The organism is Tepidibacter sp., from assembly GCF_025210165.1.
Taxonomy (GTDB): Bacteria; Bacillota; Clostridia; order Peptostreptococcales; family Peptostreptococcaceae; genus Tepidibacter_A.
In genome coordinates this window covers 1-12,278 of record NZ_JAOASI010000041.1, presented here as the reverse complement: position 1 = coordinate 12,278, position 12,278 = coordinate 1, and the positions used below count along the sequence as shown (strand labels likewise).

Below are 12,278 nucleotides of genomic sequence, written 5' to 3'. Positions count from 1 at the left end.
TTAAACAATACATGACTTATTATAATAACTATAGATATCAGTGGGGATTAAAGAAGATGACTCCTGTCCAATACAGAAATCATCTTCTTAATGTAGCATAGTCTTTTTTAAATTGTCCTTTACAAAGGGTACAGATTATATTAGCAAGTGATTTAAATATTTTTGTATAAAACTTTTATTACAGCGTTTGAATATCCGTTAAGAAAGTTCGTTGTCTGACCGTTAGAGAGTTTAGAACTTTTAGGCTATTCAATAAGATGTAATAATTAGTTTTATTAAAAATATTTAATACACGAGCGGTATTTTAATATCCTTTATTTTGGATTAATTACATATATCTATTTAAAAATTATTTTTTATTTCCTCAAACATCTCATCAGCCCATTTAACCGAATCAATATAATGACCCGAAAGAAGCTTGACATCATAATTTATATTACATGCTGATTTATGTATATCATTAAACACTCCACGTTCATAAGCAAAACACAATTTCATTGCATCACTATACATTGTATTTTTATCTAACAACGTGTCCTTCATTTCTTTAGAAATTGGTATTGATTTTAATGCCTCATCCATACTTATTTCAAGTACAGTATCTACTATTGAAAGTGTACCTAATAAAGATAACTCTTCTACTGAATTTTTAAGATTAGAATGAAGTGCAATCTCCTTTAAAAGATTTGATCTTATCATAGCATACCTTACAGCTTCATGCGTTTCTTGTTTGGATATATCCTGAACCATTGCTAGTGATAGCCATCTTGTGAGTTCATTTACACCAAGTATTGCTATAGCTTGTTGTATTGACGTTATCTCATTTTGTAATCTAGGATTTGAATTTACTAGTTTTAAAAGTTTATAAGTTAACGATATATCAAGACCTATTATATCTGATAATACTCTAAACTTTGGTTCAGGTGTATTTAACTCATTCATAAGTCTTACATATTGAACAGCATTCTCTGGTAATGCTTTTCCTTTCCTAAGTGAAGGTCTTGAAAAATAAAACCCTTGGTAATAATCAAATCCAATAAATTTTGCCCACTCAAATTCTTCCTTAGTTTCTACTTTTTCAGCTAGTAATATTTTTCCTGATCTTTTTAATTCTTTTACAAGTGATTCTATACCCTCTCTAGTATTTTCCATAAAATCAACTTTAACAATATTACATAAATTCGTAATTTCATTATATTTATAATCCGTTGTATAATCATCTACTGCTATTGTATATCCTAGTTCATTAAGTTTTCTTATTTTATTCAATAATTTTTTATCAGGTTTTACACTTTCTAAAATTTCTATTACTACTTTATCCTTATTCAGTAGCTGTGCTATATCTGATTTTATCAGATGGCTATCAAAGTTAATAAAAACTTTATATTCTCCTACTAAAGTTTTAATACCAAAATTAAAATAACTATTTATAAGTAATATAGAAGTTGCAACATTATCAGAAATATTACCATTAAAAAAATTCCCCTCATTATTTCTATATAATAGCTCATATGCAATTACATTGTATTTATTGTCAAAAATAGGTTGTCGTGCAATGTATATATCCATATTTACCTCCACTTCTATCTTATATTTCTATATCTATATTAATTATACCCATAATTAATATAATTATCTTATATTAAAAAAAGTCTCTATTTGCTATATATTTGAGTTAATAAAAAAACAAAATGAGACTTTATTTATAGATACTTTATTATATAAATTATTTAATTGCAAGGGTGCACTGTATTTAATAATTTAGTTCCTCAACATAAAAAAGCTAATCCTTAAATTTATTTTTAAGAACTAACTTTTTTATGTTGATCCATTATGTAAACTCTCCATTCTTTGGTAGATTCACCCCTTCTGTGAATTTTCATTTATTTGTTTGTTAATATTATTATATCAGAAAAATCATAAATTTCAATATATTATTTGAATTTTCTGTTTTTTTAACTCATACTTCATGCTCCTTTATAGATTTCAATCCATAAAAGAGCATGAAATAAAACTTAATTTCTCAGCTTCATATCTCCATCCTTTATATACTCTTTCTTTCTCATAATCTCAGATATAGCAAGAGTAATGATAGCAGGAAGTACAAAGTGAAGAATTATTATACTTGGCATTGCTGATTTTCCCATAACGGCTATAGTTGATATTTGACCAACAAGCCCACTAGTTCCCATACCAGCTCCTATGCTATTAGTTTTCATGTGAAACACAGTTGTAGCCAAAGGACCTAGTATAGCACTTGATATTATAGGGGGTATCCATATTAGAGGATTCTTTATAAGATTTGGGACTTGTAGCATAGATGTTCCAAGACCTTGAGATATAAGTCCCCCGATCTTATTTTCTCTGTAAGATATAACTGCAAATCCTATCATCTGACAACAACACCCAACAAGAGCTGCTCCTGCTGCTAATCCATTAAGACCCAGTGCAATAGACAAGGCTGCTGAACTTATTGGAAGTGTTAGTATTATACCCATAGTTACAGATATTACTATTCCCATAGGTATTGGCTTTAACTCTGTTGCTCTGTTTATAAAGCTTCCTATAGCTCTCATCATAGTAGATAATATAGGAGCTATAAATACTCCAACAAAACCACCAATTATAATAACTATAGCTGGTATTAAAACTATATCTATACTAGTCTTTCCAGATATTAATCTACCTACCTCTGCAGCTATTAAAGCTGCTATAAAAGCCCCAACAGGGTCTCCTATTCTAAGAGCAGCTACTCCATCTACTATATTAACACTTCCAGCTCCTATAGCTCCAGTTATTAGTGATGCAAATATTACAAGTGGAGGAGCTCCTATAGAATAAGCAACACCTGCTCCAATAGCAGGTCCCATCATATACTGAGCTATCTTTCCAAATAAAACTATATTATCAAGACCTGAAATATCCCCTATTTGCTTTAATATAAGTCCTATTATAAGTGAACTAAAAAGACCTAAGGCCATACCATTTAATGTTTTAGTTAAATATTCTCTCATACAATTTCTCCTTTATATATATTTTTTATGTTTAAGGAAACTATATCATTTTTTGTTTTGTGTATAACATGAATTTTTTTATAAGTATTTCATCATATTATCTATGCTATTTAGTGCCTTTAACCTTATATTTTCATCTATTTCTATAACTTCTCCATCTTCTTTAGCTATGCATTTGTAAACATCCTCTAATGATGTTTTTTTCATATTCATACATATAAGGGTTGGCGATAATAATTCAAACTTTTTGTCTGGATTTAATCGTCTTAATACATGAAGTATTCCCGTTTCTGTTCCTATTATTACCTTTTTATCTTTTAAACTTTTAACATACTCTATTATTTGAGATGTAGAACCCGCATAATCAGCAAGCTCTATAACATCTTCTCTACATTGAGTATGAACTATTATAGGTCTATCAGGGTGTTTTTCTCTCATATTTATTATTTCTTCTTTAGTAACTCTATCGTGTATAGTGCAATAGCTTGTCCATGATATTACATTTTTATTTTCAACCTTTTTGGATATATAATTACCTAGATTCATATCAGAAGCAAATAATATATTTTCACTATCTAGTTTTTCTATTATATCTACTGCCTTTGATGTAGGTACGCATATATCTGATATAGCTTTTAACTCAACTTGTGAATTAATACTTGATACTATAGTAAACTGAGGATGCATATTCTTAAAGTTTGTTAATTCTTCAATATTTATCTTTTTATTCATAGGACATACAGCTTCAGAAACTGGCATAACTATATTTTTATTAGATACAGTTTTTAATGTTTGGGCTAAACTTCTAACTCCACATGAAATTATAGTTTTACAGTCAACGTTTTTGCTAACTTCAATCAGTTCTAAATAATCTCCTACATAATCTGCAATCTGTTGAATTTCATAATTTTGATAGTTATGTGCAAGTATTTTTATATTTTTTTCCTCTTTTATTTTTATTATCTCATCTATCATATTCTTATCATTCATCGTATCTTCTCCTAACTTTATATTATATGTGTATATCCTTCTGTCTTGTCACTTATAACAAAAAAATATATCCCTTTACTTATTTGTCATTAGATATCCTTTCTTATCTAATTCTTCAATTATACTTTGATATACATCTTCGTTTTTGACCTGTATAGTGTGGTAATGTATTCCATTAGTTAAGCTAGACATCAGCTTTGAATCTTCTTTTTCAATTTTTTGTATAAATTCATTTAACTCCCTTCTTGAAGATATATTTATAACACCTCTTAGTTCTCCATATACAGGATGTTCAACTATTACATCTACAACCTTAGCTCCCATATCAACTATAATCTCTAATTCCTCTTTTATTTCATTTATATCACTATGATGTTTAGACATTATAACCTTTATTAAATCTTCTTTTATCATATTTGGAATTATATATCCTTGCGGGGTTGCTATTATATTAATACCCTTAGCTCTAAGTATTGCTATATCCTGAACTATAACCTGCCTACTTACATTTAAATCATCTGCAAGTTTAGCTCCTTTTATTGGATGTGAATTTTCCTTTAATATTTTTTCTACAACTTCCCTTCTTTTTAATGTATCCATTGAACCACCTCTTTATTAGATTATATATTATAAAATCAAAAAAAAGAAGCCAATTTTGGCTTCTTTATATAGCTTCTTCTCCTAAGTAAGCTTTCTTTATATCATCATTTTCACAAAGATCACTTCCTCTTCCTTTAAGAACAACCTTTCCAGTTTCAATAACATAACCATAATCAGCTATTTCAAGTGCTGCTTTTGCATTCTGTTCTATTAAAAGAATTGTAACCCCCATCTTATTAATATCTTTTATTATATTGAATAAATTTTTTACTATTAAAGGAGCTAAACCTAGAGAGGGTTCATCCATCATAAGAAGTTTTGGTCTACTCATAAGAGCTCTTCCTACAGCTAACATCTGTTGTTCTCCTCCAGACATTGTTCCAGCTCTTTGGTCTATTCTTTCTTTGAGACGCGGAAATAGTTCATATATCCAGTTAAGATCTTTATTTATTTCTTTTTTATCTTTTCTAGTGTAAGCGCCTAATATAAGATTTTCTTCAACTGTTAGATCCTGAAATACTCTTCTTCCTTCTGGAACTAAAACCAGTCCTTCTTTAACTATATTTTGAGTTTTTAAATTTTTAATATTTTTCCCATTATATTCTATAACTCCACTTGATTTAACTATTCCCATTATACTTCTTAGAGTTGAACTTTTTCCAGCTCCATTTGCTCCTATTAAAGTTACTATTTTATTTTTTGAAACTTCTATATTTATATCTCTTAAAGCATGAATTCCACCATAATTTACATCTAAACCTTTTATGTTGAGCATCTATCCCACCCCCAAGTAAGCTTCAATTACTTTTTCGTTATTTTGTATTTCACTTGGTATTCCCTGTGCTATTTTTTGACCATAATCCAGTACATATATTCTTTCACAGATTCCCATTACAACCTGCATATGGTGTTCTATCATCAGTATAGTTATCCCAAATTTATCTCTGATACTTCTTATAAATTCCATAAGCTCTAGTGATTCCTTAGGATTCATACCTGCTGCTGGTTCATCTAATAATAAGATGTCAGGATCAGTATTAAGTGCCCTTGCAATCTCTAGTCTTCTTTGATTTCCATATGATAAGGACGATGCTTTTTCATTCATAAGATCTTTAAGTCCAACTGCTTCTAAGAGCTTTACTGACTTATCATATAATTCTTTTTCTTCTTTCTTATATTTTTTAGTTCTAAATACTGATGATATTATATTACTTTTAATATTTAAATGTCCTCCTATAAATACATTATCTATAACAGATAACTCTTTAAATAACCTTATATTTTGAAATGTCCTAGCTACTCCTAAGTTAGCAATATTGCTCGGTTTTTTATTTATTATGCTTTTATTAGAGTTTCCAAAATATATGTTTCCACTTGTAGAAGTATATACTCCTGTTATCATATTAAATACTGTAGTTTTTCCAGCTCCATTTGGACCGATAAGCCCTATTATTTCACCTTTATTCAAATGCATATTTAGACTATTAACAGCTGTTAATCCTCCAAATTTCATAGTTACATCACAAAGCTTTAGAATCTCCATTACTTCACATCCTTTGCATTATAGGCTGCTTTTTTCTTATTAAGAATATCCCATGTAAATTCTTTATTTCCCATAAGTCCATTTTGATAAAATATTATTACAATCATTAAAGTAGCTGAAAATACAACCATTCTAAGTCCCTGAATTCCTTCGATTTGTATAAATCCTAAATCTATAGTTTCATCTAAGAATCTCAATACTTCCATTAATACTGTAACTAATATTGCGGATATACACGTTCCTGTTATGCTCCCCATGCCTCCTAGCACAACTATTAAAAGTATATTAAATGTAAGTAAGAATCTAAACATATTAGGATCAATAGTTCCAAGTAAGTTTCCTAAAAGAGCTCCTCCTATTCCTGCAAAGAAAGCCCCTGTTCCAAATGATAACATTTTGTGTTTAAATAAATCTATTCCCATATTTTCAGCTGCTATTTCATCTTCTCTTATGGCTTTAAATGCCTTACCATAGCTTCCTTTTATTAAAAAAATCATAAATATAATGCTTATAATTGCAGATCCCCAACTCCACCAAATGTTAGTATATACAGGTATTCCTTTAAGTCCTAATGCACCATTAGTTATACTTTGAGTGTTAGTGAATATAACCCTTATTATCTCAGCAAAGCCTAGAGTTGCTATAGCTAAGTAATCATCCTTTAACCTAAGAACAGGTGCTCCTATTAAAAAAGCAAATAAAGCTGATACTATTCCTGATATTATAAGAGCTGGTAAAAATCCTATCTGTATATTAGCAAGTATTGGAACTATAGGTTTTAAAAAGAAATTCATTTCTTTCATAGCAGGAGACATTGTAAGTATTGCGCAAGTATAAGCCCCTATCGCCATAAATCCAGCATGACCTAACGAAAATAATCCAGTAAATCCATTTATTAAATTCATACTAAGACCTAATATTATATATATAGCGCATAAATTAAGTATTCTTATTTGATAAGAGTTAAATGAATTGTTAGATATGAACAGAAAAATTATAAACAAAGCTAATAATCCTATATTGTACATATAATTTTTTTTCATAATTTACACCTTCTCTGTTAGATTTTTGCCCATTATTCCTGTAGGCTTAATCAAAAGTATTACTATTAATAATATAAATGCAAAAGCATCTCTATATCCCGTAAGAGCTGGTAATAATGCTACTAGCATAATCTCTCCTAGACCTAATATAAATCCACCCATAACAGCTCCTGTTATATTTCCGATTCCTCCTACAACAGCTGCTATAAAACATTTAAGCCCTGGCATAATACCAACTAGTGGTGTTATCTGCGGAAACTTTAAACCCCACATAAGTCCTCCAGTACAAGCTAGAGATGATCCTATAAAAAATGTTATAGATATTATCTTGTTAACATCTATCCCCATAAGACTTGCCGCTTCATAATCTTTTGATACCGCTCTCATAGCCATACCTGTTTTAGTTTTATTTATAAAATATAAAAGTGCTAATAATATAATTATAGTTATTATAGGTATATAAAAAGTTAAGCTAACTACAGAAATATTTCCAAAATAAAATACTTTACTGAACATATCAGGTATTTCAAATGCCTTTGGTCTTCCACCAAAAACTACTATAGCTAAGTTCTCAAGTAAGAATGATGCACCTATTGCTGATATTAGTATAGATATTCTAGGTGATTTTCTTAAAGGCTTATATACAGCCTTTTCTAAAACTACTCCAAATAGTCCAGTAAGTAATATAGCAAAAATGAATACCAGCCACCAAGGTAATGGTGTAAATACCATTCCGTAAAAAGCTGTATATATTCCTATCATAAATATATCTCCATGTGCAAAATTTATAAGTCTTAATATTCCATAAACCATTGTATATCCTATAGCTATTAATGCATATAAACTCCCAAGGGAAATGCCATTAAATAGATGTTGAATAAATATTTCAAGATTCATATATTTTCCCCCTCATATAATTTCCTATTAATTTAAAATCCTATAATCACATAAGCGATTATAGGACCTTAACTTTCAATTATTTAGGCTCAATTGTATCTAAATAATTAAATTTGCCATCTTTAACTTTTTTGATTATAGCACTCTTAACTGCATCTCCATTTTTATCAAGAGTTATATATCCTGTTGCTCCTTCAAAGTTCTTAGTTTGAGCTATTGCATCTCTTATTTTTTGTGGATCAGATGAATCAGCTCTTTTTATACTATCTAGTATAACTAAGTAATCATCAAAGCCAAGTGCTGCAAAAGTATTAGGCTCTTTATTATATTTCTCCTTATATGCATCCATAAACTTTTTAGATAAATCTGTTACTGCAGCTTCTGATGTAAAGTGGGTACTAAATACTGCACCCTCAACTGCTTCTTTTCCTATATCTATAAACTCAGGTGCTTCCCAAGTATCTCCTCCAAGTATAGGTACATCAATTCCAAGACTTCTAGCTTGCTTTATTAAAAGAGCACTTTCTCCGTAGTTACCTGGTGCAAATATAACGTCTGGATTAGTTTGCTTAATATTTGTAAGTTGTGCTGTAAAATCTTGATCTCCTGTATTATAAGACGTCATTCCCACTATACTATTTTCATCTCCTGTAAGCTCTTTAAATGAATCAACAAAGTATTTACTAAGTCCAACAGAATAATCTTGAGTAACATCTTGAATTATAGCAGCCTTTTTTGCTTTTAACTCATTAAAAGCATAGTTTGCCATAACTGTTCCTTGGAATGGATCTATAAAGCATACTCTGAAATAATAATCGTTGTTTAGTGTAACAAGTGGATTAGTAGGTGAGCATCCAACAGCTGGAACCTTTGCACTTTTAACTAGATCCCCAGCAGCCATAGATAATGAACTTCCATAACTCCCTATAATTGCACTAACCTTATTCTTTTCGATAAGTCTTGATGCAGCATTTGCAGATTCTACCTTGTCACTTTTATTATCCACTATTACAAGTTCTACTTTCTTTCCTAAAACCTCACCAAACATTTCATTGGCAAGCTTAATACCTTCAACAGTCATTTCTCCTCCAGCTGCTGAAGCTCCTGTCATAGGTTCGAATACGCCTATTCTTATTACATTCTCATCTACATTTTGTACTTCTTCTTCTGATTTTTTAACTGAACAACCTGCAAGAAATAATGACGATATTATTGATACTACTAAAATTAATGATAAATGAATTCTTTTCATTTTTTAATCTCCCCCTCTTTTATAATTCCTTACTGTCTTGCTAATACCTGTAAACTACATACGCCCTTTATATCCTTAACTCTCTCTATAACATCATCTATTGATGTATTCATATCTTTAGTATCTACAGTTAAAGTTAAGCTTGCTACATCATTTATAGGTATATTTTGATTTATTGTAATTACATTACATCCAAAATCGGCTAATCTATTAAGCATTCCTGATAAAACACCTTTAGTATGATCTAAAAACACAGAGAAGGTAACTATATTTCCAAGCTGGTCATTACTACTTAAAAACACATAATCTTTATATTTATAGAATGCCCCTCTGCTTATCCCTACTATTTTGACAGCCTCTGTTACCTGATTAACCTTACCAGAGCTTAATATCTTCTTTACCTCTATAACTTTTCTGTATACATCTGGTACAACTTCTTCATCTATTAGGTAAAATATTTTTTTCGTCAAATCCAATCCTCCTTGTCTACGCTTCACGAACAAGTGTATTTCGTATTTGATATTGTTAAATACTATCATACATTTTTTTTAAGTTCAATAATATAGTTTTAATTTTTTATATTATTTATTTTTTATGTAGTCAGAATTTTAGTATCTCTAGGGGGAGATTATTCTTATACATATTCATTTTACTAAAGTTTAGACTATAAAAAAATGTTTATTTTAAAATCTTTAATTTATACCTTTTTAATCTTAAATTTCTATTTAGAATCTAATAATTTAACGGTATTTTTAATTTTGATTAACAAATTCTAAGTAAAGCCACTTAATTTTGGTAATTTTTATAATAGGTATAATTCCCATATTTTATAATTATATGTTATTATGTTTATGGAAAATTTTTAATTAAAGGATGATTTATTATGAAATTGAATAAAATTTGTACAGCATTACTATTAGGTGCTTTATTAACTACACCATATGATTTTAGTCAAGAATCACGAAAAGCAACAACATTTGTTAATGTTACTACTAATGGTAATCAATGTAGTCAACCTTTTTGGACTAATGATAACTACGGAAATACATTAAACATGTATTTTGAAAATAACGGTTATCAAGAAATAAATTACAAAATTGTTCATGGTAATAAAAGTGTACGTGCTAAGGGTACCCTTAAACCTGGGAAACACTTCTTGTTCAAAGTTAAGAAAGGAAAATCAGGAAAATGGACAATGATTACAAATACTTCTGACGGTTCAAATATGAAAGTTATAATGAAGGCAAGGCAATTTGATTAATTGAATATGTATGAAAGAATACTATTTTAAAGTAGATTTGCTATATTACTAAAAGCAAGTTCACTTAGAGAGATAAACTTGCTTTTAAAATGCTTGCTTTATAATTTAAGAATATTGTGAGACAATAATCTTTTTTTGTATTTTCTTACTTAAAGAATTTAATACCAATTGATATGACATATCTATCATTTGTTTTAAAATATCATCAGGAACATCACCGTCTAAATATACTGAGTTCCAGTGTTGTTTATTCATATAATATCCAGCAACAATATGTTGATATTGTTCTCGTAAAAATTGCCCAAATGATGGTTCACATTTCAATGTAATAATTGTTTTTTTATCTTTATCCTCTCCTTGCATAGCAAACATTTTACGTCCTACGAGGTATCTTATTGCATCCCATTCTATCTTGAAATCTTTTTCTACTCCTGCTTTAGACATACAATATTTGTCAATCCATTCATATTTCATATAAAGCGCCTCCAAGTCTAATCACTAAATTATACCCTAATATTTTGAAATTATGCATTATTATATCATTATGTATACTATGATTATACTCGATATATCTAAACATTTCATGATAAACTAGTGAACTCTATAGTAATTTAACAGTAGAAGATTAGAGAAGATTAGAAAGGAATTCAGTTATATTGCAATATATAATATTATATATATTTATTTTAGGATAGCTTATATATACTCTGTTCTATTTAAAGTTATTCTTTTTGAATAATCATCTTTTTTTAAATATGCGCCTAATATAAATACAACTGCATCTCTATTATCTGATACCTTTGTAAAACTTATAGTACTATTGCATTTATATTTTTTGTTTGAATATATTTCATATTTTAATGTAGTATCATATACATCAATTATGTTTGCAACTGAATCTTTGATATATATTTTTGCTAGAACTTTCATATTTATTTTATGTTCTACTTTCTTATTTTTATTATTTTTTATCTCATAAGTACTTTCTATCCATCTATAGATATAATTTTTATTATTTTCTTTTAAATTTATAATTTTTTCTACTTCTTTATTATATTTAATTACATCATTTATACTTCTATGATATATTATGTTTTTGTATTTAATAATATTTTTATCGCTCATGCCACTATAATTAATAGATGAGATTAATACTATCATAAAAATAACTACGTAAATACTTTTTTTCATATTCATTTACTTTAAATCCTTTCTTTTAGTATTGATTCATTATATATGTAGATTTAAATTCATTCAAATATATTTATTATTTAATATTTTTTGTTACTACAATTAGAATAGATACAAAATGGTGGTCATTAAAATGTTAGGGAATGATTTAAATATTTCGTATATAGAACTTGTATTATACCTTATTAAATATACGTTAAAAAACTTCTTATGTCTGAGCCTAAGCGAGTTTAAGAAGTTTTAGTATATTTAATAAGGTATAATGCTTAGTTCTATCGAAATATTTAAGACATTCACGGTATTTTAATAACCACCATTTTCGATTAACCACTATACAAATATTAGAAAAAGATATAAAAAAAGATTACGTGGCTACGTCCTACTCTCCCAGGGGGCTGCCCCCCAAGTACCATCGGCGCTAAGGAGCTTAACTTCTGTGTTCGGAATGGGAACAGGTGTATCCTCCTTGCTATAATAACCACATAAT

Annotated in this window: 14 protein-coding genes and 1 rRNA gene; 2 read left to right on the top strand and 13 right to left on the bottom strand. The window is 28.6% G+C overall.

Annotation, left to right across the window (positions count from 1 at the left end):
• A partial coding sequence (locus tag N4A48_RS07370) for an IS3 family transposase (RefSeq protein WP_293664828.1) occupies nt 1-101 on the top strand: 101 nt, incomplete at its 5' end.
• Between the two features lie 241 nt (nt 102-342).
• Here N4A48_RS07370 and N4A48_RS07365 read toward each other — a convergent pair.
• From N4A48_RS07365 to N4A48_RS07320, 10 genes are all read right to left on the bottom strand, one after another.
• Nucleotides 343-1,569 carry an EAL and HDOD domain-containing protein gene (locus N4A48_RS07365; RefSeq protein ID WP_293665225.1) on the bottom strand — a complete coding sequence of 409 codons (1,227 nt, stop codon included), beginning with the start codon at nt 1,567-1,569 and terminating at the stop codon, nt 343-345.
• Nucleotides 1,570-2,015: 446 nt separating this feature from the next.
• A complete protein-coding gene (locus N4A48_RS07360; protein WP_293665224.1) occupies nt 2,016-3,014 on the bottom strand; it encodes a PTS transporter subunit IIC in 999 nt (332 codons plus the stop codon).
• Nucleotides 3,015-3,092: 78 nt separating this feature from the next.
• Entirely contained in the window at nt 3,093-4,004 is a 912-nt protein-coding gene (gene nadA, locus N4A48_RS07355; protein WP_293665223.1) for a quinolinate synthase NadA, read from the bottom strand.
• A gap of 75 nt (nt 4,005-4,079) precedes the next feature.
• The gene (locus N4A48_RS07350) at nt 4,080-4,604 is read right to left on the bottom strand and encodes a transcription repressor NadR (RefSeq protein WP_293665222.1); all 525 of its coding nucleotides are present in this window, start codon (nt 4,602-4,604) and stop codon (nt 4,080-4,082) included.
• Nucleotides 4,605-4,668: 64 nt separating this feature from the next.
• Entirely contained in the window at nt 4,669-5,379 is a 711-nt protein-coding gene (locus N4A48_RS07345) for an ABC transporter ATP-binding protein (protein WP_293665221.1), read from the bottom strand.
• A complete protein-coding gene (locus N4A48_RS07340) occupies nt 5,380-6,147 on the bottom strand; it encodes an ABC transporter ATP-binding protein (protein ID WP_293665220.1) in 768 nt (255 codons plus the stop codon).
• Nucleotides 6,147-7,190 carry a branched-chain amino acid ABC transporter permease gene (locus tag N4A48_RS07335; RefSeq protein ID WP_293665219.1) on the bottom strand — a complete coding sequence of 348 codons (1,044 nt, stop codon included), beginning with the start codon at nt 7,188-7,190 and terminating at the stop codon, nt 6,147-6,149. The genes N4A48_RS07340 and N4A48_RS07335 overlap by 1 nt, the downstream gene beginning before the upstream one ends.
• A gap of 3 nt (nt 7,191-7,193) precedes the next feature.
• Complete coding sequence (locus N4A48_RS07330; protein WP_293665218.1) at nt 7,194-8,087, bottom strand: branched-chain amino acid ABC transporter permease; 894 nt, start codon at nt 8,085-8,087, stop codon at nt 7,194-7,196.
• A 79-nt stretch (nt 8,088-8,166) separates the two neighbouring features.
• Nucleotides 8,167-9,339, bottom strand: coding sequence for an ABC transporter substrate-binding protein (locus N4A48_RS07325; RefSeq protein WP_293665217.1), 1,173 nt, complete (start codon nt 9,337-9,339; stop codon nt 8,167-8,169).
• Nucleotides 9,340-9,368: 29 nt separating this feature from the next.
• Nucleotides 9,369-9,809: an ACT domain-containing protein gene (locus N4A48_RS07320; RefSeq protein ID WP_293665215.1), complete on the bottom strand. Its 441-nt coding sequence runs from the start codon at nt 9,807-9,809 to the stop codon at nt 9,369-9,371.
• Between the two features lie 413 nt (nt 9,810-10,222).
• On the opposite strand from N4A48_RS07320, the gene N4A48_RS07315 reads away from it, so the two are divergent.
• On the top strand, nt 10,223-10,600 hold the full coding sequence (locus N4A48_RS07315) for a hypothetical protein (protein WP_293665214.1): 378 nt from the start codon (nt 10,223-10,225) through the stop codon (nt 10,598-10,600).
• Nucleotides 10,601-10,705: 105 nt separating this feature from the next.
• Here N4A48_RS07315 and N4A48_RS07310 read toward each other — a convergent pair whose 3' ends face one another.
• The 3 genes from N4A48_RS07310 to rrf all read right to left on the bottom strand — a co-directional run bounded on the left by N4A48_RS07310 (nt 10,706) and on the right by rrf (nt 12,274).
• On the bottom strand, nt 10,706-11,074 hold the full coding sequence (locus N4A48_RS07310; protein WP_293665213.1) for an MmcQ/YjbR family DNA-binding protein: 369 nt from the start codon (nt 11,072-11,074) through the stop codon (nt 10,706-10,708).
• A gap of 222 nt (nt 11,075-11,296) precedes the next feature.
• A complete protein-coding gene (locus N4A48_RS07305) occupies nt 11,297-11,791 on the bottom strand; it encodes a hypothetical protein (RefSeq protein ID WP_293665212.1) in 495 nt (164 codons plus the stop codon).
• A gap of 366 nt (nt 11,792-12,157) precedes the next feature.
• Nucleotides 12,158-12,274, bottom strand: a 5S ribosomal RNA gene (gene rrf / locus N4A48_RS07300).
• Nucleotides 12,275-12,278 lie beyond the last annotated feature (4 nt).

Bases quoted from the DNA above. Each gene is read 5' to 3' on its own strand.
- N4A48_RS07365 (WP_293665225.1), bottom strand. From the start codon at position 1,569: ATGGATATATACATTGCACGACAACCTATTTTTGACAATAAATACAAT.
- N4A48_RS07360 (WP_293665224.1), bottom strand. From the start codon at position 3,014: ATGAGAGAATATTTAACTAAAACATTAAATGGTATGGCCTTAGGTCTT.
- nadA (WP_293665223.1), bottom strand. From the start codon at position 4,004: ATGAATGATAAGAATATGATAGATGAGATAATAAAAATAAAAGAGGAA.
- N4A48_RS07350 (WP_293665222.1), bottom strand. From the start codon at position 4,604: ATGGATACATTAAAAAGAAGGGAAGTTGTAGAAAAAATATTAAAGGAA.
- N4A48_RS07345 (WP_293665221.1), bottom strand. From the start codon at position 5,379: ATGCTCAACATAAAAGGTTTAGATGTAAATTATGGTGGAATTCATGCT.
- N4A48_RS07340 (WP_293665220.1), bottom strand. From the start codon at position 6,147: ATGGAGATTCTAAAGCTTTGTGATGTAACTATGAAATTTGGAGGATTA.
- N4A48_RS07335 (WP_293665219.1), bottom strand. From the start codon at position 7,190: ATGAAAAAAAATTATATGTACAATATAGGATTATTAGCTTTGTTTATA.
- N4A48_RS07330 (WP_293665218.1), bottom strand. From the start codon at position 8,087: ATGAATCTTGAAATATTTATTCAACATCTATTTAATGGCATTTCCCTT.
- N4A48_RS07325 (WP_293665217.1), bottom strand. From the start codon at position 9,339: ATGAAAAGAATTCATTTATCATTAATTTTAGTAGTATCAATAATATCG.
- N4A48_RS07315 (WP_293665214.1), top strand. From the start codon at position 10,223: ATGAAATTGAATAAAATTTGTACAGCATTACTATTAGGTGCTTTATTA.
- N4A48_RS07310 (WP_293665213.1), bottom strand. From the start codon at position 11,074: ATGAAATATGAATGGATTGACAAATATTGTATGTCTAAAGCAGGAGTA.
- N4A48_RS07305 (WP_293665212.1), bottom strand. From the start codon at position 11,791: ATGAAAAAAAGTATTTACGTAGTTATTTTTATGATAGTATTAATCTCA.